The following is a 19,166-nucleotide window of genomic DNA, read 5'->3' as shown; positions in this document are numbered from 1 at the left end:
GAGGGGTCAGAGCGCGGTCTGCGCGTCGGCGGCGGCGAACATCTTGTTGATGTCGCCCGACGTCACCGGACGGTTCGGGTCACGTTCCGGCGCGGCGCCGCCCAGGCCCAGGGCGGGTTCGGTGCTGACGTGCGTAGCCTGGGCCTTGAGGGCGCCGACCGTGCAGTTTTCGCGGCCGAGGATGGCGAACGGGTCGTACGAAAACTCGCGCATCGCGTTCAGGTGGGTGATCTTGTTGATCACCTCGTCCGACAGGTGCTGCGCCTGCTTCCAGAACACGTCGGCCGAGTGCGGCCAGGTGCAGTCGGAGTGCGGGTAGTCGCATTCCCACGTGACCTTGTCGACATTGATCGAATCCAGGTTCTTCAGGCCGAACGCATCCTCGATGAAGCAGGTGATGATATGTTCGTTGAAGATCTCGCTGGGCTTCTTGCCGCCGAAGTTGGAATTGGTCCACTCGTGGTGATGGCTGTGAGTAAAATCCGCGCGCTCCAGCAGGTAAGGAATCCAGCCGATGCCGCCTTCCGACAACGCCATGCGCAGCTTCGGATACTTCTTCCACATCGGGGCCCAGATCCAGTCCGCGGCCGAATTCGAGATCGAGATCGGCATCGAGGTGATCCAGGCGTCGATCGGCGATTCGTCCGACGCGTGGGCGGCCTTGACGCCGGTGCCGATGTGGCAGCAGATGACGACGTCGTTGTCGGCACACGCCTTCCACAGCGGATCCCAGTGGTCGTTGTGGATCGACGGGTAGCCGTGCACGGTCGGGTTGTCGGACAGCGTCAGCGCGTGCACGCCCTGGGCCGCGAGGCGCTTGACTTCCGCCGCGGCGGCCTGCATGTCCCACCAGGGCACCATCATCAGCGGGATGAAACGGCCCGGCGCGGCGTTGCACCAGTCGTGCAGGTGCCAGTCGTTGTAGGCCTGGATCGCGGCGAGGCTGACTTCCTTGTCGTTCATCATCTGGAAGCGCTGGCCGGCGAAGCCCGGGAAGGTCGGAAAGCACAGCGAACCGAGCACGCCGTTGGCGTTCATGTCCTCGACGCGCGCCTTGATGTCCCAGGTGCCGCGGCGCATCTGCTCGTAGGAGAGCGGCTCCATGCCGTACTCCTCCTTCGGGCGGCCAACCACCGAGTTCAGTCCCATGTAGCCGGTCGCGCGGTCTTCGAACACCCAGACGTCGCGGCCCTTGATGTTCTCCACGCGCGGCTGGCGGCCCTTGAACCTGGCTGGCATGTGGCGGTCGAAAGCGCCGCGCGGTTCGATCGCATGGTCGTCCACGCTGACGAGGATCAGGTCTTCAAATTTCATGTTTGTCTCCAAGGAATGGAATACGCTCCAATGCGGAACGGCTTTCTTCTGCCGTCAATTCTAGAACAGAATCCGGATTTTTTTAAACACTTTTTTAGATTCTGTTCATAAAAATTTCGAAGCGTTCAATCCCAGACCACGTGGACGTGCTTCGGCCCGCGCAGCTGGGCGCCGGTGATGCGCGGCGGCGGCTGGTCCGGGTCGAGGCGCAGGTTGGGCATCAGGTCGAGCACGGCGTTGAGCGCGACCTGCAGTTCGGTCTTGGCGATGAACTGGCCGATGCACATGTGCGGGCCGAAGCCGAAGCCGAACGACGGCTTGAGCTTGCGGTCGATATCGAATTCCTCGCTGCGCTCGAAGGCCTCCTCGTCGCGGTTGGCGGACGTGACGATGCACTGGACCATGGCGCCTTTCGGGATCGCCATGCCGGCCAGTTCCAGGTCCTGCGCCGCCTGGCGCACCTTGAAGGTGGCGACCGGCTCGAAGCGAATCGCCTCGTCGATTGCCTTCGGCACCAGGCTGCGGTCGGCGCGTACGCGGGCCAGCAGTTCGGGCCGCTCCAGCAGCAAGGTCATCAGGGTGCCAAAGGTGCGCGTAGTCGTCTCCGCGGCGGCCGGCAGCAGCGAGCGCACGAACGTCGTGACCTCATGGTCGTCGAAGCGGCGGCCATCGCTTTCGGCGCGGATCAGGCGGCTGATGAGGTCGTCGCCCTCGGCACCGTTGCGGCGTACCTCCACCACCGCCTCGAGCGTGGCGTCGTACAGCGCCTTGGCTGCCTCCATGGCGGCCTTGCGCGCCTGTGCGGCCTTCTCGGCATCGACCTGGGGGCCGGCCAGGATCGCCAGCGCCCATGCCGCATATTGCTTGATCTTCTCGGGGTCGTTGCCGGGGAAGCCGATCAGCGCATAGATCAGGCGGATCGGGAACAGCAGGCCGAACTCCATCAAGTCGGCCTTCCTGGCCGCCGCCAGCGGCTGCAGGAATTCCGTGCGCACGATCGGGTCCATTTTGGTGTCGCGCCAGCTGTTCACGACCTCGGGCATGAAGATCGGCTGCAGCAGCGCGCGCGCCTTCTTGTGGGCCTCGCCATCCATGCCGGTGAGGATCAGGCCGTCGAAGAAGGACCCCAGGCCTTCGGCGATGAAGCCGCTGGTGTAGTTGGCCGCGTCGCGCAGGACCGCCATCACCTCCTTGTACTTGAACACCGTGAAGGTCGGGCGGTTCGGATCCAGCCCGGCGATGTTCGGCACCCCGAGCTTTCCCATGAAGTTCTCGGCGATGATCGGCGAGTTCCTGCGCATGTCGCGATAGATCGCGTGCAGGTCGACGTCCTCGCCGCGGTAGTTGTCGGCCACGCCCGAATAGGCGCTCTCCAGGCTCACTTTGCTTGCACTGCTCATTGTCATCCTCCATTGGTCTGGCCCGGACATCGCCCCGGCCTAATTTGAACACTTTTCGAGATAGTGCTCTATTTATGGAGAATTGCCAAGCAATATGCGCCGGCCTGCGCCGATTTCAGGGGATCATCAGCCCGCCGTCCACGGCCAGCGTCTGGCCGGTGATGAAGCGCGCGCCCTCCCCCATCATGAACACGACGAAGGGCGTCATGTCGCGGTCGGGATCGCCCAGCCTGCCGCCAAGCGGAATCAGGCCGGCCATCATGCGGTCGTGGTCGGCCAGCGCGGCGGCGTCCATGCGCGCGCGGTGCGCCTCGTACATCGGCGTCCACATGCCCGGCGCGGCGGCGTTGACGCTGATGCCGTGGCGCCCCCACTCCTTGGCCACGGTCCGGGTCCAGCCCAGCACGGCCGCCTTCGCCGCCGAGTAATGGGCGCAGCCGGGCAGTCCCATGACGCCCGCGGCCGAACCGAAGTTCAGGATGCGCCCGCCGCGCTCGCGCAGGTACGGGAAGGCGGCCTGGTTGGTGTTCAGGGTGCCGCGCGCATTCACGTCGAACATCAGGTCCCAGTCGGCGTCGGCGATCGATTCCGCCGGCGCCGCGCGCTCGATGCCGGCGATGTTGACCAGGCCGTCGAGACCGCCCAGCCACGCCATGGCCTCCCTGAACGCGCCCTCCACTTCGCCGCGCAACCGCACGTCGCAGTGGAAGTAGCTGGCCGCCCCCGGCCCCGCCGCGTCGGCACGTGCCGCCTGCTCCCGTCCCGCGGCGTCGTTCACGTCCATGGCGGCGACCCGCGCCCCGGCCGCGACTAGGCCGCGCAATACGCTGGCGCCGATGCCGCCGGCGGTGCCGGTGACGATCACGCGCTTGCCTTCGAGTGTCATGCTCTTTCCCCTGTCAAACCTCACGATGGAAACGGATGGCGCGCGCCTGCAGGCTGCCCAGCCCGAGGGCGCCCGCCATCAACCAGAACAGAACTGCCGCGCCGGCGCCGGTGCCGATCACGCCGAACACCAGCGGCATCACGGCCATCGACGCGTGCAAGGTCATCGAGCGCAGCGCCAGGGCCTCGCCCTGGCGTTCGGGCGGCGTCGCGTCGTGCAGGCTGGCCAGGATGGCCGGCTGCACCAGGCCCAGCCCGATGCCCAGGATGGCCGCGCAGGCCGCCATGGCCCAGGCACTGTGGAACAGCGGATAGGCCGCGAACACGGCGCAGGTGAGCAGCAGTGCGCCGCACAGCAGCGCGTGGCGCGACAGGCGCGCCGCGACCAGCGGCATCAGCAGGCGCACCGTCATCGACGCCACGGCGTAGGCCGCGAGCACGAGTCCCAGCGCGGACGCGTTCAGGCCGCGCTCGACGCCCAGCAGCGGCAGGGCGAAACCGTGCACGTCCCAGCTGACCGACACCACCCAGCTGATGAAGACAAGCCGGCGCACGGACGCCAGCCGCAGCAGGTGCCACGCCGAGGTCTTGCGCGCCCCGGGCGCGGGCGCCGGCCGCGGCGCCTCGCGCGGCACCGCCTGCGCCGCCAGCAGGGTGGCGACGGGCAGCAGCGCCAGCGCGAGGAAGGCGGCGGAAAATCCGGCGCGGTCGATCAGGAAGCCTGCCAGCATCGGCCCGAACAGGCCGGCCAGCGCCGGCGCGAGCGCGATCCAGCTGAACACGCGCAGGCGCTCGCCGTCGCTGCCGGCGAGCCGGCTGGCGCTGCGCTGGATCGCGATCATGCCGAAGCCCGCCCCGGCCCCACACAGCGCGGCGGCCGCGCACAGCGTGAAGCGGTTCTGCAGCGCGGCCGCCAGCAACGTGCCGCCGAGCGAACACAGGGCCGCGAGGCGCACCGGCAGGTGGTAGCCGCGGCGGTCCGCCAGGCGCCCGGCCGGCAGCGCCAGCAGCGCCGGGAACAGCGCGAACATCGCCATCACCAGGCCCACCGACCAGGCGGAATGCCCCAGCCGCAGCACGTTCAGCGGCGCCGCCAGGCGCACGCCCTGCACGCACGCATGCAGGCCGACCTGGCAGGCGACCATGGCGGCCAGCGCCGGCCGCATGCCGTGCGCCCGCTCCCGCGTGTCCACGACGGGACTATGCATGGCTGGTCCCGATCGCATCGCGCGCCTGTTCCAGCAGGCGCACGGCGGAGGCATGGTGGGCGTCGCCGGTGGCGCGCGGGGCGAGGCCGGCGCACGCGCGCGCATGGCTCGCCTCGAGCATGATGCCGAGCTTGAAACGGGCCAGCGCCACGTACCAGTCGATGGCACCCAGGTCGCGCCGGCTGCCGGCGCCGTAGCGCTGCACCAGTTCGACGGGCGCCGCCAACCCGGCCGCAGGGGCGATGCGGATCGTGCCCGCGCCGCGGCCCTGCGCGTCCGGCCAGGTGGCGACCAGCCAGCCCAGGTCCAGCAGCGGATCGCCGACGGTAGCCAGCTCCCAGTCGATGATGGCCGCCAGGCGCGGACTGTCGCGCCGGAACATGACGTTCCCGAGGTGATAATCGCCGTGCAGGATGCCCGGCGTGAACCCGGCCGGCACGTGCTCGCGCAACCACTGCGCCACGTCGTCCAGCCCGGGCAGCCCGTGCGGCCCCGGCCAGCCGGCATATTGGCGACACGCGTCGAGATGGCGCAGCCAGCGCGGCACCTGGCGCTCGAGGAAGCCGTCGGGCTTGCCGAAATCGGCCAGGCCGGCCTCGCGCGGATCGATCTCGCCCAGGCGCAGCAGGCCGTCGACCATCGACAGTCCCATCTGCCGGCGCCAGGCGGCGTCGCCGGCATACGGCGGCGGCAGCGGGTCGGGCGTGGCGGCGAACCCGTCCACCGGCATCATCAGGTAGAACGGCACGCCCAGCACCGCGTCGTCGTCGCAGCTGGCGATCAAACCGGCGTGCGGCACCGCGCTGCAGGCCAGCGCCCGCAGCACCCGCGCTTCGCGCAGGAAGCCGCGCCGCGCGTCCAGGCCGGCCCCCGGCCGCGGGCACCGCAGCACGTACTCGGCGCCGACGGTCCGGCGCAAGCGCAGCAGGATGTTCTGGGTGCCGCCGGTCAGCGGCGTGGGCGTCTCGATGGGTCCTTCGCCGAGGCCGAGCCGGTCCATCCAGCGCACGAGCGCGTGCAGGTCGAGCGCGGCGCTCACGCGGGCTCCGTGCCGAATTTAACTGCCGCGGCCGCGGCCGCGGTCGGGCGGTGATAGGCGGGGAACAGCGCGTCGCTCGGCGCGTAGTCGCGCAGCAGCTGGCGCGCCAGGGTCACCTTGTGCACCTCGGTCGGCCCGTCGGCCAGTCCCATCTGGTAGGCGCGCACGATCATCCCGACGAACGGCATCTCGTTCGAGACCCCGATCGACCCGTGCACCTGCAGCGCGCTCGAGGCGATGTCGTGCAGGACCTTCGGCATGGTCGCCTTGACCGCCGCGATATCCTTGCGGACCTTCTGGTAGTCGTGGTACTTGTCGATGCGCCAGGCCGTGCGCATCACGAGCAGGCGGAACTGCTCGAGCTGGATCCAGGCATCGGCGATCTTGTCCTGCACCATCTGCTTGTCCGACAACAGCGAGCCCTGGGTGCTGCGCGACAGCGCCCGCTCGCACAGCGCATCCAGCGCCTTCTGCGCCTGGCCGACGACCCGCATCGCGTGGTGCACGCGCCCGCCGCCCAGGCGCACCTGGGCGATCGCGAAGGCCTCCCCGGGCGCGCCCAGCATGCAGTCGGCGCCGACGCGGACCTGGCGGAAATCCAGGTAGGCGTGGGTCGCTTCGGGGTCGTCGGCGATGCCGACGTTGCGGACGATCTCGATGCCCGGCGTGTCGGCCGGCACCACGAACATGCTCATGCCCCGGTAGGGCGAAACCGCCGGATCGGTCACCGCCATCACGATATAAAAGGCGGCGTAGCACGCGTTCGAGGCGAACCACTTCTGGCCGTCGATCACCCAGCCGGCGCCGTCGCGCATGGCGCGCGAGGTGAACACCTTCGGATCGGCGCCGCCCTGCGGCTCGGTCATGGCGAAGCAGGAGACGACTTCGTTGGCCAGCAGCGGTTCGAGGAAGCGTTTTTTCTGGTCCGGCGTGCCGTACGCGGCCAGGATCTCGCAGTTGCCGGAATCCGGCGCATGGGCGCCGAACACGATCGGCGCGAACAGCGCGCGTCCGAGGATTTCGTTCATCAGGCCCAGCCTGACCTGGCCGTAGCCCGCGCCACCGAGTTCGGGACCGAGGTGGCAGGCCCACAGCCGGCGCTCCTTCACCTGGCGCTGCAGCGGGCGCACCAGCTGCCCGAAGCGCGGGTCGTGGATGTTCCACGGGCTGCCCAGCACATGTTCGAGCGGTTCCACCTCGTCGCGCACGAATTGCGCCATCCAGTCCAGCTCCGCCTGGAACGCCGGATCGGTCTCGAAATCCCATGCCATGTCGTGTCTCCTGATGTTTGCGTTCGTCGGGGCCCGCTCAGGCCAGCAGCAGGCCGCCGTCGACCAGCAGCGTCTGGCCCAGCATGTAGGCCGCCAGCGGCGACGCCAGGAACAGCGCGGCGCCGGCCATGTCGGCTGGCGTGCCGAGCCGCCCCAGCGGTATCTTGCGCAGCGCCGACTCGAGCCGGTCGGGGTGGTCGGTCGTGACGCGCGTGAGCTTGGTGGCGACCAGGCCGGGCGCGATGCCGTTGACCCGGATGCCGTCGCGCGCCCAGGCCTCGCCGAGCGTGCGCGTGAGGCCGAAGGCGCCGGTCTTGGACGCGTTGTAGGCCGGCGTCCCGACGGTCGAGTGGAAGGCGGCGGCCGAGCTGACGATGATCATCGTCCCCTGGGCCCGCGCCAGCATGCCGTGGAAACGGTCGCCGCAGGCCATCAGGCTCACCAGGTTGACGTTGACCACCTCGCGGAACGCCTCGACCTTGAATTCCTCGCGGCGGTAGCGCACGGTGCCCTGGGCGCATACCAGCACGTCGAGCCGGTCGAAGTCCGGCAACGCCGCCGCCACCTCCGCGGCGTTGCCGACGTCGACCCGGGCGTAGCGCAGGCCGGCCAGGTCGGAGCCGTCCGCCGCGTCATAGTCGGCGGCGCGGGCGCGGGTGCCCCACACGTGCACCTCGGCGCCGCGCGCGCGGAAAGCCTGGGCGATGCCGTTGCCGATGCCGCTGGAACCGCCGACGACCAACACGGTCTTGCCTGAAAAGTCGAGTTCGTTCATGGGTTATCCAATCGATGGGTTCGGGCTACTGCTCAGGCCCTGCCGTTCGAGCGCCGCGACCTGGGCCGCGTCCAGGCCGAGCAGGTCCCAGACTTGCCGGCTGTGTTCGCCGAGCGCCGGAGGCGGACGGTCCAGCGCCAGCGGCAGGTCGCCGAAGTCCCAGAATGCGCCGACCTGCTCGAGCTCCCCGTACACGGCGTGGCGATAGCGCGCATGCAGGCAGGCGGCGGCATGGCCGGGGTCGTCGTAAAACGTGTCGCCCTGGTGCTCCAGTGCCGGCTCGGCCGGCACGCCTGCGGCGCGCATCCGTCCCAGCGCTTCCACGCGCGGCAGCGCGGCGAACCAGGCCTCGCGTTTCTCGGGCGCCCCGGCCAGGCCGGCCAGGGCCCGCGCTTCGCCCTCGTCCAGCGCCGCCACCGCGAGCCAGCCGTCCAGGCAGCGGTACAGGCGATGGTCGGGCGAGACGCCGGTCTGCGCCGTGTCCAGGGGCGCGACCGGCGTCACCGCGCCGTCGGCCAGCATGACCGCTTCGGCGACGGTCGGCAGGGTCGCGCCGAGCAGCGACGCCGCGACCGACTGCCCTTCCCCGCCGTCGCCACGGCGGTACAACGCCAGCAGCACGGCGAACACCGAGGACAGGGCGGCAAGATAGTCGCCGACCCCGAAGCGCAGCCACAGAGGCGGATTGCCGGCGCCGCCGCATGCCGTCTCCCAGCCGCACGCCGCCTGCATCAGCTGGTCGAAGCCCGGCCAGTCCTTCTGTTCACCCGCCGGGCCGTACGAACTGATATGGCAGAACACCAGGGACGGCTTGATGTTCCTGAGGGCCGCGTCGTCCACGCCGAGCTTGCGCGCGGCCGGCAGGCGGATATTGTGGTGCACCACGTCGGCCCAGCGCACGAGGGCGGCCAGCGCCGGCGCCGCGTCGGGCGCGCCGAGCTTGAGCGTGACGCCCAGCTTGCCGCGTTGCGTGCCGGCGAAGACCCGCTCGAGGCGCCGCATCGCGTCGCCCGTCGGGGGCTCGACCTTGATCACGTCGGCGCCGAGATCGGCCAGCAGCATGGTGGCGAAGGGACCGGCGAGGTAGGCGCCCAGGTCGAGGACCTTGATGCCGGCCAGGGGCGGCAAGGCGGCGGCCGGCGCGGCCGGCGCAGGTTCGCGTCGGGGTCGATCCGACGGCGCCGGCGCCGGCTCGAGCTCGCGCAGCGGCCCGCGCACCCGCGGCGGCGGCGTGCTCAGGTAGGCCGGCCCCGGCTGCCACACCGTGCCGCGCCGCGGGTCGTCGAGCGCGACGGCATAGCCGTTGACCCGCGCCTGTTCGCTGGCATAGATGGCGCCGAACGGCGCCGCGACCTGGGCGGCGACGTCGTGCGCCCAGAAGTGCTCGACCCACTCCTGCGCGGGACGGGTCGCCATGATGGCCTTGTTGGCGCCGAAATTGGGCGCCACGTGGCTCGGCGGGTATTTCGCATTCTCGGCCGCCACCGCCGCCGGCCCCATAACCGCCAGCGCCTCCGCCATCCAGGGCGCTGCGTCGGGCGAATAATGGACGTGGACCCATTCCCCGTCCAGGCAGCGGTGCAGCGGGATCGGCGTGCTCTTCGACAGTCCGCGCGCAAACGCCGGCGTCGGCCGTTGCGCGCGTGACCAGTGCATGCCCATCGGCGCCAGCGCCGCCTGCGCCAGGCTCGTATGGGCGACGCCGCCGCGGCCGTCGTGGCGCCGCGCGAGCAGCCGCGCCATCACCCCGATGACGCAGAACCACGCGGCCAGCCAGCCGGCGAACGGCATGCGCACGAAGACCGGGCCGGCGCGGTGGCCGGGCTGCTCGTCGAGCAGGCCGAGGCGCGCCAGCACGAGGGTCTCGCGCGCCGGTGCCTCCGCCAGCGGGTGGTTGCGCGGCCAGCCGCCGATGGCGGAAACGACCAGGCCAGGGTAGGTCCGGCTCAGCGCCGCATCGTCCAGGCCGAGCGCCTGCGCCCGCGCGGGACCGAGGCTGTGCAGCAGCACGTCGGCGCCGTCCAGCAGTACCGCGAGGTGCGCGCGTCCGGCCGGGCTGTCGAGGTCGAGCGCCACGCGCCGCTTGCCGCGGTTGAGCACCGAGAACAGCACCGAGTCGGCGGCGGGCGCACCGCCCGGCGGCTCGATCCGGATCACTTCGGCGCCGGCTTCGGACATCTGCAGGCCGGCCGCCGGGCCGGCGATCGTCCCGGCCGGCTCGTTGCAGGCCAGCTCGATCACGCGGATGCCGTGCAGAATCGGCCGGCCGGTCACGGCGCGTCCTCGTAGGCCTGCTGCACATACGTCATGCGCCCGCCGGCCAGCATCAGCGCGCAGAACATGTTCAGTTCGACGATTTCAGGAACGGTGAAATGGCGCTTGAGCGACTCGAACAACACGTCGTCGATGGCCGTGTAGTCGGCCGCGAACAGCTCGGCGTAGCGCAGCGCGGCCTGTTCGGCCGGTGAAAAGCGGGCCGAGTCCGCGGCCAGGCAGGCCAGGTCGTCCGCGCCGACGCTGTCGTCCTTGCGCGCGAGCTGGCAGGCCTTGCAGTTCGTGATCGATGCGATCCGCAGCCGCACCAGCTCCTTCAGGCGCCCGGGCAGCACCCCGCGCAGGTGCATGGCTTCCAGGGTGGCGAGCCAGGACGCCGCCGCTTCCGGCCGGTGCGCCCAGACCTGGACCGGCAGCGTGGTGCTGAGCATGCGGCTGGCGCGCCCGCGCGCGACCGCCGTGGCCAGGTCCGGCGGTAACGCGTCCAGCGGCACCGGCGGCAGGCGGCTCATGGCGCCGCCCCTGCCACGTCGTACGGAAGTCCGGCCATGCTTGTCCCCATCCGGTTTTATTGAACAAAATGCTTATTTGTGTTCAATATAAACGCGTTTCTGGAAATTGTCGACGTTCTTGTGCATTCACCCGTGCCGGATGAAGTAGCGCACCAGTAGCCTGCCGTCCGGCTCGAAGCGATACAGCTCGATGGTGTCGATGACCGTGCCGTCGCGGCGCAACCTGTTGCGGTTGTGGCACGCCGCCTCGTCGCCGTTGACGATGAGCGTCACCTCCTCGATCTCGATGGCGGCGTTCTGCCGTTCCCACATCGCATCCAGCACCGGCCAACCGTCCGTGGCCGGGCGGCCGACGTACTCGATGGCCAGGCCGCCGGCCGCGGCCGCGCGGTACGCGGCGAGGAAGCCGTCGCGGTCACCGGCATTCCAGCAGGCGACCTGGGTGTGCAGGAAGTGGCGGATGGCGTCGGCGTCCATGCTCATGCCTGTTCTCCCGGGCCGGCCGGGCGCACGTCGCGCGCGCTGCCGTTGCGCCGGTCGGTCTCTCCCCAGCCGAGCGAGCGGTCCGGCGTGCGCGTGTCGCCGCGGCGCCGCCAGCGGCCTTCCTGCTGGGCCGTGATGGGGAACCCGCCAACGAAATCGATCATCTCGCCCTTGGGATCGGGCACGAATTCCCAGGTCTCGACGCCGCCGACGACGATGTGCGCGCGCTCGACGAAATAGCTGCCCGGCTTGTGTACGACCTCGCCCTCGATATCCGTGGTGCAGCGGACCTCGCCTTTCTCGTTCTGGAAGATGGCGTAACCGAGCCTGCCATGGCCGACCATGAAGGAGCCGAGGTCCCAGGTGCCGTCGGTATAGACGGTGGCGAAGGTCCACCAGATCACGTGCATGCCGTGGTTGACCACCAGGTCCTTCTTGAAATGGATGGCGCCGCCCTCCGCCATCCAGGCCTGGTCCAGCGTGATGAAGCCTTTCACGGCCCGGCCTTCGCACATGCCGGCGACGTCGTACAACTGCGAGACGTAGAACGTGCCCCAGTCGCGTCCCGGCAGGTACCACTGCATGCCCTGGCCGAGCAGGCGCCCTTCCAGTGCGAACAGCCCTTCTTCGCGCCAGCTGAAGTGCGTGCCGGACGCTGTGAGCCGCCACGGGTTGCCCGCTTCGTCCTCGTGGCTGGCCCAGCCGGCGGTGTCGCCGTCCAGCCAGCGCCGCGGGAACATGGTCGACGCCTGTGCGGCGCTGCGCGCCTGGTCGATGCGCAGGTGCGTGCCGTCGCCGGTGCGGGTCGACTGGTAGATGAACTTGGTCGGGTTCGGGCTGCTGCCCGGCGCGTTGAGCGCGCGCACCATCGCGTAGATCGCGCCTTCGGCGTCGCGCACGCAGCCGAAGGGCATGTGCTTGGTCAGCTTCAGGCCGAAGTGGTCGCGCAGGTCGGCCAGGCCGGCGCCGGTCACCTTCTGCGGTCCCACCAGGCACTGGTAATCGAAATCGGCGCGTTCGGGCACGGTCTTGTATGTATGCATGGCGTTCAGTCCCAGAGCACGTGGAGGTGGGCGGCGCCGCGCAGCTGGGCGCCTTCGATGACGGGCGCCGGCATGTCCGGATCGAGGCGCAGGCCGGGAAGCAGGTCGAGGATGGCGTTGACGGCGCAGGTCAGTTCCAGCTTCGCGACGAACTGGCCGATGCACATGTGCGGCCCGAAACCGAAGCCGAACGAGGGTTTGATCTTGCGGTCGATATCGAACTCGTCGGGCCGCTCGAACACGGCCTCGTCGCGGTTGGCGGAGGCGACCATGCACTGGACGAAGGAACCCTTGGGAATTGTCACGCCGTGGAATTCGACGTCCCTGGCGGTCTCGCGGACCTTGAACGTGGCGACCGGCTCGAAGCGCACCGCCTCGTCGATCAGCTTCGGCACCAGTGCCCGGTCGGCGCGTACCCGGTCCTGCAGGCCGGGGGTGGTCAGCAGCAGCGTCATCACGGAGCTGAACGTGCGCGTGGTGGTTTCGCCGGCCGCCGGCAGCAGGGAACGCACGAACGTGGTGACTTCGTGGTCGTCCAGCCTGCGCCCCTGGTGCTCGGCGCGCAGCAGGCGGCCGATCAGGTCGTCGCCCTGGCTGCCGTCGGCGCGCCGTTGCACCACCACTTCAAGGATCGCGTCGTACAGCAGTTTGACCGCGATCGCGGCGTTGCGGCGCGCCTCGCCGGCCTTGGCGGGATCGATCTGGTTACCGCCGACCATCGCCAGCGCCCAGCCGGCGTAGCGTCGATAGGCGTCCGGGTTATCGGTCGGGAAGCCCATCAGCGCATACATTTCGCGGATCGGGAATGCGAGGCCGAATTCCATCAGGTCGGCCTTCCCGCGCCCGGCTAACGGTTCGAGAAAGTCCTTGCGGATGACCGCGTCGATCTGGTCGCGCCACTTGTTCACCGTTTCCGGCATGAAGGCCGGCTGCAGCAGCGCGCGTACCTCGCGGTGCTGTTCGCCGTCCATGGCCAGGATGATCAGGCCGTCGAAGAACGCCCCCAGTCCCTCGGCGATGAAGCCGCTGGTATAGGAAGACGCGTCGCGCAGCACCGCCATCACGTCCTGGTGGCGGAACAGGGCGAAGGTCGGGCGCGTGCCCTGCTGCATGCCGGCATTCGTCGGCACGCCGAACTGGCGGATGAAATCGCCGACAAAGATCGGCGAGCGCGTCCGCGCTTCGCGGCAGGCGGCATGGATGTCGCCCGTGCCCTTGTAGGTGTCGGATACCGCCGAGTAGGCGCTCTCCAGGTCGATGGTGTCGGTACTCACGATGTCTCCTCGCGTCCATGGCCGCGCCCGGCGGACATGAACATGTTTTCGAATGGTGTGCACATCTTAGGCGGCGGCGGCGGGCGGCGCCACCGACTTTATTTGACGCCGGGTCAAGCGGCATGCGATAACATCGGCTGTCTCCATCGACTCCCCGACCATGGCCGACCTGCCGGATACCCGAAACAACCTTGCCCCCCGCTGCGCCGACACCGCCACCGCGAAGGCGCCGCCGAACAAGCGTGACACGCTCAGGCGCATCACAGGCGCCGCGCGGCGCGAGTTCGCCGCGCGCGGGCTGGCCGATGCGCGCGTGGACGACATCGCCCAGGCCGCGGGCGTGACCAAGCAGCTGGTGTACCACTATTTCCGCAGCAAGGAAGAGCTGTTCGGCTGCGTGCTGGACGAGTCGTCGGCGCAGGCCATGGCCACGCTGCTGGAACATGACCTGGACCACCTGTCGCCGCGCGAGGCCCTGCGCGCCCTGCTCGACAACATGCTGCGCCCCTACCACGACGGAGAATTGCGCGCGCTGGCGCAGGAAGGCATCCGCTACCACGAGAGCCATACCACGCCGCGCAACAGCTTCACGGGCATGGCGCCGCAATTGAACGAGAAGATGCGCACGACGCTGGCGCGCGGGGTCGCGAGCGGCGATTTCCGCGCCGACGTCGACGCCGACATGTTGCTGGCGATGGCCGCGCTGGCGACGACCAGCGCCTACGTCAACCGCTACACGGTGGCGACGCTGGCCGCGCTCGACGTGGCCGACGCGGCGGATGCCGAGACCTGGCGCCGTTTCGCGGTCGCGTTCGTGCTGGCGGCGGTCGAGCGCGAGCGCGGGACGCTCGATCCGCTGACGCGCGCCGCGCGCTAGCGCCGGCCCAGGAAGCGCTCGACGCGACGCGCCGCGATCCGCCCCGGCAGGCCGTTGATGCCTCCGCCCGGGTGCACGCCCGCGCCGCCGAGGAACAGGCCGGCGACCGGCAGCGTATCGCCGCCAAGTCCCGCCGCCGGGCGCATCAGCGCGCTGCGCGCCGGATTCGTATCGATGTGCACCACGCATCCGCGATGCACGTTCAGCCGCGCCGCGAGGTCGGGGGCGGCCTCGACGCGCCGGCCGATCTCGCCGTCCTTCAATCCATCCATGTACGCGGCCGCGTGGTCGATCGCCTGCTGGCCGACCCGGTCGCGGATCGCGTCCCAGCCCTCGCGCGGCTCGACCGGCATCGCCACCGGATACAGGTAGACGATGTCCTGGCCGGGCGGCGCCTGGCCAGGATCGACGGCGGACGGCGCCGTGATCCACAGGTAGGGCAGCGCGGACACTTCCCCGCGCGCGGCGCAGCGGAAGTTGTCCAGCACCGCCTCGGCGGTACCAACCAGCAGGACGCTCTTGCGCAGGCTGAGGCCGTCGGGACGCAACGCCTCGTGGCGCGCATAGGCGACCTGGCCCGACAAGGCGACGTCCACCTTGAGCGGCGACGCGCCATGGGCGTTGGCGGGCGCCAGCGCGACCCGGGTCAGCGTACGGCGGTCGAGCGCACCGGGCGTGACCATCTCGAGCGCCATTTTCGGGTGAATCGACGCGACCACCGCGCTCGCCTCCACGAACCTGCCGTCCGCCAGGCGCACGCCGCCGGCCCGGCCGCCGCGCGCGACGATCTCGGCGGCCGGCGCCGACAGCAGGATGTCGCCGCCCAGCTCGCGCAGCCGCGCCGCCAGCGCATCCGACAACGTCTGCATGCCGCCGACAGGACGACCCAGGCCGAAGCGGTGGATAAAGCCCAGCAGCGCAAAGTAGATGCCGGTCGTCTCGGCGGCGATCGGACCGGCCGCGCCCAGCAGGCAGCACAGGGCCGACTGCGTCACCGGGTGTTCGAAGCGTTCCATGATCGACGTGTAGGCCGGGCTGCCGATCAGCGCCATCAGTTCGGGTTTCAACTTGCGGTGCCTGAGCAGCGCCTGCAGCGACTGCCACTTGGCGCCGAGGTTGCGCCGCGCCGGATCGACGCGCATCATCGGGATCGCGATGTCGATGAACGCATCGACGAGCTTCATCAACGCCAGGAACTGGTCGGCGTCGCGTGCCGAGAACCGCCGGATCTCGGCCGCCGTCTGCGCGGCGCTGCGGCCGAACACCAGCGAACTGCCGTCGGGGTGGAGGTAAACGTAGCCCGGGTCCATGTCGACCTGGCGAAAACCGTGGCGCTCAAGCTGCAGTTCGCGCGGCATCATGGGATGCACGCGCAGCGACATCAGGTCGAGCGCGCACGGATGGACCAGGTGGCGCGGCGCCTCCGGGATCAGGTAGCCGCTGGAGGCCATGCCGCCAACCTTGTCGCGTGCCTCGATGACCACTACCTTGCGGCCGGCTTGTGCCAGGTAGCAGGCGGCCGCCAGGCCGTTGTGCCCGCCCCCGACGATCGCCGCGTCGTACTGCTTCGTTCCCGTCATGCTGTCTCCTCCCGCTCGCGCGGATCGTGTCGTTATCGGTATCCCGGTCGGGTCGTACCCGTCCGGGGCGATTGGAACACGGCGGAGCCGCTTTGCGACAGCGCAACGGTTTGACCGCGGGTCAAAGCATGGCTAGCGGCGTGCCACCCGTCCCGAGAGCAGCATGAGGACGAAGCGCTCGATACGCCGCATCAGGTTGCGGCGATCGGGTCCGGCCGGCACCAGCACGTCGCTCATGATGTAGCGAACCATCAATTCGCACACGAGTTCCCGGTCGATCACGATGCCGTGCCGCTCTTCCCACGCGTCGAACACGAGGCCCAGGATGTCCTGGAAGCGGTGCACCGAGTCGGCGAAGATGCGCTGCAGCCAGCGCGTCGCATAGTCCGGCGCCACCAGCAGCAGGCGTCGCGCGCGGCTGTTCTCGAGGTAGTCGTCGATGAATGCGAGCAGCGCCTGGAAGCGCTCGTCCGGGTCGTTCGAGGCCGCGGTCTTCTGCAGGGTGGCGTGGAACTGGTCGCGCTTGTGGCGCGAGAAGGCGTCCAGCAAGTCGTCCTGCGACGAGAAATAGCGATAGAAGGTGCCGCGCGAAATACCGACCTCGTCGCACACGTCGAGGATCGAGATGCGCTCCGCCCCCGAGCGCAGGATGATTTCCTCGGTGACGGCCAGGATCTTGGCGATCGTTTCGCTCGAACGCTTGTTCAGCTTGACCTTCGGCGCGGCTTTCACAGCCGCCTTGGCGGACGGCCTGGCTGCCGGCGCATCGGCCTGCGCGGCCGGCGGCTTGGCGCTGCTCTTGGCTGCGGGCCCCGCCACCCGCTTGACCGACTCCCTCGCCGGCACCGTCGCACGCGCCCCGGCCTTGACCGGCTTGCCGGACGCCGGATCGGCCGCGGGCGTGGCGCGCTTGGCTGCCACCCTGGCGCCGGTCACGGTCTTGACGACCGCTTTCGGCTTGGGCGCCGCCGTCTGTTTCGCTGCTTTGACTGGAGCGGTCATCGATTTTTTCTCAAACGTTTTTCGAATCGCGATTGTAGCGCAAGGCCACCGGTGCGGAAAGCGCACAGGCGACCGATCGAAACCATTTTCTTTGACACTTTTCGCATTTCTGTTTATATTCCGAACATAAATAATCGCAAAACTGGAGACGACATGGCAGGCATGGGCAATCTCGATACATGGTCGGTGGGGCCGCAGGACACCGTCATCGCCGCACTCGACAGGGCAGTGGCGGCGCACCCCGACCGCGTGCTGCTCGACTTTGGCGGCAAACTGACCACTTATGGCGAATTCGACCAATTGACGACGCGCCTGGCGCATTCACTGGCCGGACTGGGCGTGCGCGCGGGCGACACTGTCCTCACGATGCTGGACAATAATATCGACGCGGTAGCGGGATGGATTGCGGCGAACAAGCTGTGCGCGGTCAGCGTGCCCGTGAACACGGCACTGCGCGGCGAATTCCTGCGCCACCAGATCGCCGATTCGAAGGCGCGCATCCTGATCTGCGAGGCGGACTACGTCGAGCGCATCGCCCAGGTCGCCGACGGCCTGCCGGACGCCGCCCTGCTGCTCTATCGCGGTACGCTGGACAAGCTGCCGCCCTGCCCGATCCGGATCGCCGCGCTCGACGAGCACCGCGGCCACAGCGACGAACCGATCGCGACGAAGCCGGCACCGTCCGACCTGGCCTGCATCGTCTATACCTCCGGCACCACCGGCCCCTCGAAGGGCTGCATGTTGAGCTATAACTACATGTGCAACCTGGCGCGCCTGCAGTTGCGCGCGGGCCCGGCGACGGCCGACGACATCACGATCACCCCGCTGCCGCTGTTCCACATGAATGCCATGTGCGTTGGCGTGTTGTCGAACATCCTGGTGGGTGCGCGTGTCGCGATTGTCCCGCGCTTCTCGGTTTCGAATTTCTGGCCCGAGGTCGAGCGCAGCGGCGCCACCATCGCGTCGATCCTCGGCGGCATGGGCGGCCTGCTGGCGCAGGCGCCGGACAGCGAGGCGGCGCGGCGCTGCTTCGGCCAGATCCATACCGTGCGCGGCAACCCGTTCACCGAAGAGACGAAGAAGATCTGGCGCGAGCGCTTCGGTGCCAGGCAGGTCGGCGGCAACGGCTACGGACTGACCGAGGCCAGCGTCATCACCTCGCTGCCCGCCGGCGAATATGCGGCGCCCGGTTCCTCCGGCAAGCGCATTCCGGACTTCGACGTGCGCATCGTCGACGACCTCGATCGCGAACTGCCGGCCAATACGCCGGGCGAGATCGTGGTGCGGCCGCTGCGCCCCGACATCATGTTCATGGGCTACTGGGGCCGGCCGGCGGATACCATGAAGGTCATGCGCAACATGTGGTTCCACAGTGGCGACATCGGCAAGTTCGACGACGACGGCTTCTTCTACTTCGTCGACCGCAAGAAGGATTACCTGCGCCGGCGCGGCGAGAACATCTCCAGCTTCGAGATGGAAGCGGCATTCTCCGCGCATCCCGACCTCGAGGAGGTCGCGGTCCATGCGGTGCCGTCCGACAAGGGCGAGGACGACGTCAAGGTCACCGCGATCCTGAAGCCCGGTTGCGCCCTGACGCCGGAAGCCCTGTTCCACTGGGCGGTCGACGCCGTCCCCTATTACGCCCTGCCGCGCTACATCGAGTTCCGCACGGCGATGCCGAAAAACCCGCAGGGACGGGTGCTGAAGTACCAGTTGCGCGAGGAAGGCTGCACGCCGGCCACGTGGGACCTGGAACTCACCGACATCAAGATCAGCAAGCGCTGACCCACGCAAGGCAGCTCGACACACAACAACAGGAGACCGCGGCATGACCATCATCACCCACTCGACTCTCGGCACGCACGACCTGGCGCGCGCCAGGGCGTTCTACGATCACGTGCTGGCACCGCTCGGTTTCCGGCGCTTGCTGGACGTGGAAGGCCGCATCTGCGGCTGGGGCATAGAGACTGCCCAGTTCATGGTCGGCTATCCCCGCAACGGCGAGCCGGCCACGGCCAGCAACGGCCTGACCATCGGCCTGGCGGCGCCGACGCGGGCGGCGATCGACGAATTCCATCGCCGCGCGCTCGAGCTCGGGGCCACCGACGAAGGCGCACCGGGCCCGCGCCCGTTCGCGCCAGACGCCTACGCGGCCTATATCCGCGATCCGGACGGGCACAAGATCGCGGCGTCGTGCCGCAAGCCCGGGTAACACCCCGGGTCGCCCGC

The 19,166-nt window shown here is 69.3% G+C and carries 17 protein-coding genes; 3 read left to right on the top strand and 14 right to left on the bottom strand.

From position 1 onward, the window contains the following. Nucleotides 1–6: 6 nt before the first annotated feature. From BVG12_RS00995 to BVG12_RS00940, 12 genes are all read right to left on the bottom strand, one after another. Nucleotides 7–1,314: an amidohydrolase family protein gene (locus tag BVG12_RS00995; protein WP_075790758.1), complete on the bottom strand. Its 1,308-nt coding sequence runs from the start codon at nucleotides 1,312–1,314 to the stop codon at nucleotides 7–9. A gap of 125 nt (nucleotides 1,315–1,439) precedes the next feature. Next, complete coding sequence (locus tag BVG12_RS00990; RefSeq protein ID WP_075790757.1) at nucleotides 1,440–2,714, bottom strand: cytochrome P450; 1,275 nt, start codon at nucleotides 2,712–2,714, stop codon at nucleotides 1,440–1,442. 115 nt (nucleotides 2,715–2,829) lie between these two features. Continuing rightward, entirely contained in the window at nucleotides 2,830–3,600 is a 771-nt protein-coding gene (locus BVG12_RS00985; RefSeq protein WP_075790756.1) for an SDR family NAD(P)-dependent oxidoreductase, read from the bottom strand. A gap of 13 nt (nucleotides 3,601–3,613) precedes the next feature. After that, nucleotides 3,614–4,807, bottom strand: coding sequence for an MFS transporter (locus tag BVG12_RS00980; protein WP_229503632.1), 1,194 nt, complete (start codon nucleotides 4,805–4,807; stop codon nucleotides 3,614–3,616). After that, complete coding sequence (locus BVG12_RS00975) at nucleotides 4,800–5,846, bottom strand: phosphotransferase family protein (RefSeq protein ID WP_075790755.1); 1,047 nt, start codon at nucleotides 5,844–5,846, stop codon at nucleotides 4,800–4,802. The genes BVG12_RS00980 and BVG12_RS00975 overlap by 8 nt, the downstream gene beginning before the upstream one ends. Further along, complete coding sequence (locus tag BVG12_RS00970; RefSeq protein WP_075790754.1) at nucleotides 5,843–7,117, bottom strand: acyl-CoA dehydrogenase family protein; 1,275 nt, start codon at nucleotides 7,115–7,117, stop codon at nucleotides 5,843–5,845. The genes BVG12_RS00975 and BVG12_RS00970 overlap by 4 nt, the downstream gene beginning before the upstream one ends. 37 nt (nucleotides 7,118–7,154) lie before the next feature. Then, nucleotides 7,155–7,892 (bottom strand): SDR family NAD(P)-dependent oxidoreductase, encoded by a 738-nt coding sequence (locus BVG12_RS00965; protein WP_075790753.1) that lies wholly within the window; start codon nucleotides 7,890–7,892, stop codon nucleotides 7,155–7,157. Nucleotides 7,893–7,895: 3 nt separating this feature from the next. Next, the gene (locus BVG12_RS00960; RefSeq protein ID WP_075790752.1) at nucleotides 7,896–10,166 is read right to left on the bottom strand and encodes a CoA transferase; all 2,271 of its coding nucleotides are present in this window, start codon (nucleotides 10,164–10,166) and stop codon (nucleotides 7,896–7,898) included. Beyond that, the gene (locus BVG12_RS00955) at nucleotides 10,163–10,678 is read right to left on the bottom strand and encodes a carboxymuconolactone decarboxylase family protein (RefSeq protein ID WP_075790751.1); all 516 of its coding nucleotides are present in this window, start codon (nucleotides 10,676–10,678) and stop codon (nucleotides 10,163–10,165) included. The genes BVG12_RS00960 and BVG12_RS00955 overlap by 4 nt, the downstream gene beginning before the upstream one ends. Nucleotides 10,679–10,804: 126 nt before the next feature. Further along, nucleotides 10,805–11,161, bottom strand: coding sequence for a hypothetical protein (locus BVG12_RS00950; protein WP_075790750.1), 357 nt, complete (start codon nucleotides 11,159–11,161; stop codon nucleotides 10,805–10,807). After that, nucleotides 11,158–12,204: a hypothetical protein gene (locus BVG12_RS00945; RefSeq protein ID WP_075790749.1), complete on the bottom strand. Its 1,047-nt coding sequence runs from the start codon at nucleotides 12,202–12,204 to the stop codon at nucleotides 11,158–11,160. The genes BVG12_RS00950 and BVG12_RS00945 overlap by 4 nt, the downstream gene beginning before the upstream one ends. A gap of 5 nt (nucleotides 12,205–12,209) precedes the next feature. Next, the gene (locus tag BVG12_RS00940; protein ID WP_075790748.1) at nucleotides 12,210–13,478 is read right to left on the bottom strand and encodes a cytochrome P450; all 1,269 of its coding nucleotides are present in this window, start codon (nucleotides 13,476–13,478) and stop codon (nucleotides 12,210–12,212) included. A gap of 160 nt (nucleotides 13,479–13,638) precedes the next feature. Here BVG12_RS00940 and BVG12_RS00935 point away from each other — a divergent pair, with 160 nt between their 5' ends. Beyond that, a complete protein-coding gene (locus BVG12_RS00935; RefSeq protein ID WP_083684326.1) occupies nucleotides 13,639–14,355 on the top strand; it encodes a TetR/AcrR family transcriptional regulator in 717 nt (238 codons plus the stop codon). Here BVG12_RS00935 and BVG12_RS00930 read toward each other — a convergent pair. Together BVG12_RS00930 and BVG12_RS00925 are read right to left on the bottom strand one after the other, a co-directional pair. Beyond that, on the bottom strand, nucleotides 14,352–15,935 hold the full coding sequence (locus BVG12_RS00930) for a phytoene desaturase family protein (RefSeq protein ID WP_075790747.1): 1,584 nt from the start codon (nucleotides 15,933–15,935) through the stop codon (nucleotides 14,352–14,354). The two genes, BVG12_RS00935 and BVG12_RS00930, sit on opposite strands and share 4 nt — an antisense overlap. Before the next feature lie 132 nt (nucleotides 15,936–16,067). Next, nucleotides 16,068–16,937, bottom strand: a complete 870-nt coding sequence (locus BVG12_RS00925; protein WP_083684323.1) for a TetR/AcrR family transcriptional regulator — start codon at nucleotides 16,935–16,937, stop codon at nucleotides 16,068–16,070. 153 nt (nucleotides 16,938–17,090) lie between these two features. Here BVG12_RS00925 and BVG12_RS00920 point away from each other — a divergent pair, with 153 nt between their 5' ends. Beyond that, nucleotides 17,091–18,722, top strand: coding sequence for an ATP-dependent acyl-CoA ligase (locus BVG12_RS00920; RefSeq protein ID WP_075790746.1), 1,632 nt, complete (start codon nucleotides 17,091–17,093; stop codon nucleotides 18,720–18,722). A gap of 43 nt (nucleotides 18,723–18,765) precedes the next feature. Then, a complete protein-coding gene (locus BVG12_RS00915) occupies nucleotides 18,766–19,149 on the top strand; it encodes a VOC family protein (protein WP_075790745.1) in 384 nt (127 codons plus the stop codon). The last annotated feature ends 17 nt before the right edge of the window (nucleotides 19,150–19,166 follow it).

Source organism: Massilia putida, assembly GCF_001941825.1.
Taxonomy (GTDB): domain Bacteria; phylum Pseudomonadota; class Gammaproteobacteria; order Burkholderiales; family Burkholderiaceae_D; genus Telluria; species Telluria putida.
Note: the sequence above shows the minus strand (reverse complement) of the source record. Positions and strands in the feature narration are given on the sequence as shown.

What these genes read in the sequence shown, in the direction of transcription:
- BVG12_RS00955 (WP_075790751.1), bottom strand. Translation starts at nt 10,678, where the DNA reads ATGAGCCGCCTGCCGCCGGTGCCGCTGGACGCGTTACCGCCGGACCTG.
- BVG12_RS00970 (WP_075790754.1), bottom strand. Translation starts at nt 7,117, where the DNA reads ATGGCATGGGATTTCGAGACCGATCCGGCGTTCCAGGCGGAGCTGGAC.
- BVG12_RS00950 (WP_075790750.1), bottom strand. Translation starts at nt 11,161, where the DNA reads ATGAGCATGGACGCCGACGCCATCCGCCACTTCCTGCACACCCAGGTC.
- BVG12_RS00925 (WP_083684323.1), bottom strand. Translation starts at nt 16,937, where the DNA reads ATGACCGCTCCAGTCAAAGCAGCGAAACAGACGGCGGCGCCCAAGCCG.
- BVG12_RS00980 (WP_229503632.1), bottom strand. Translation starts at nt 4,807, where the DNA reads ATGCATAGTCCCGTCGTGGACACGCGGGAGCGGGCGCACGGCATGCGG.
- BVG12_RS00945 (WP_075790749.1), bottom strand. Translation starts at nt 12,204, where the DNA reads ATGCATACATACAAGACCGTGCCCGAACGCGCCGATTTCGATTACCAG.
- BVG12_RS00920 (WP_075790746.1), top strand. Translation starts at nt 17,091, where the DNA reads ATGGCAGGCATGGGCAATCTCGATACATGGTCGGTGGGGCCGCAGGAC.
- BVG12_RS00990 (WP_075790757.1), bottom strand. Translation starts at nt 2,714, where the DNA reads ATGAGCAGTGCAAGCAAAGTGAGCCTGGAGAGCGCCTATTCGGGCGTG.
- BVG12_RS00915 (WP_075790745.1), top strand. Translation starts at nt 18,766, where the DNA reads ATGACCATCATCACCCACTCGACTCTCGGCACGCACGACCTGGCGCGC.
- BVG12_RS00985 (WP_075790756.1), bottom strand. Translation starts at nt 3,600, where the DNA reads ATGACACTCGAAGGCAAGCGCGTGATCGTCACCGGCACCGCCGGCGGC.
- BVG12_RS00935 (WP_083684326.1), top strand. Translation starts at nt 13,639, where the DNA reads ATGGCCGACCTGCCGGATACCCGAAACAACCTTGCCCCCCGCTGCGCC.
- BVG12_RS00930 (WP_075790747.1), bottom strand. Translation starts at nt 15,935, where the DNA reads ATGACGGGAACGAAGCAGTACGACGCGGCGATCGTCGGGGGCGGGCAC.
- BVG12_RS00995 (WP_075790758.1), bottom strand. Translation starts at nt 1,314, where the DNA reads ATGAAATTTGAAGACCTGATCCTCGTCAGCGTGGACGACCATGCGATC.
- BVG12_RS00965 (WP_075790753.1), bottom strand. Translation starts at nt 7,892, where the DNA reads ATGAACGAACTCGACTTTTCAGGCAAGACCGTGTTGGTCGTCGGCGGT.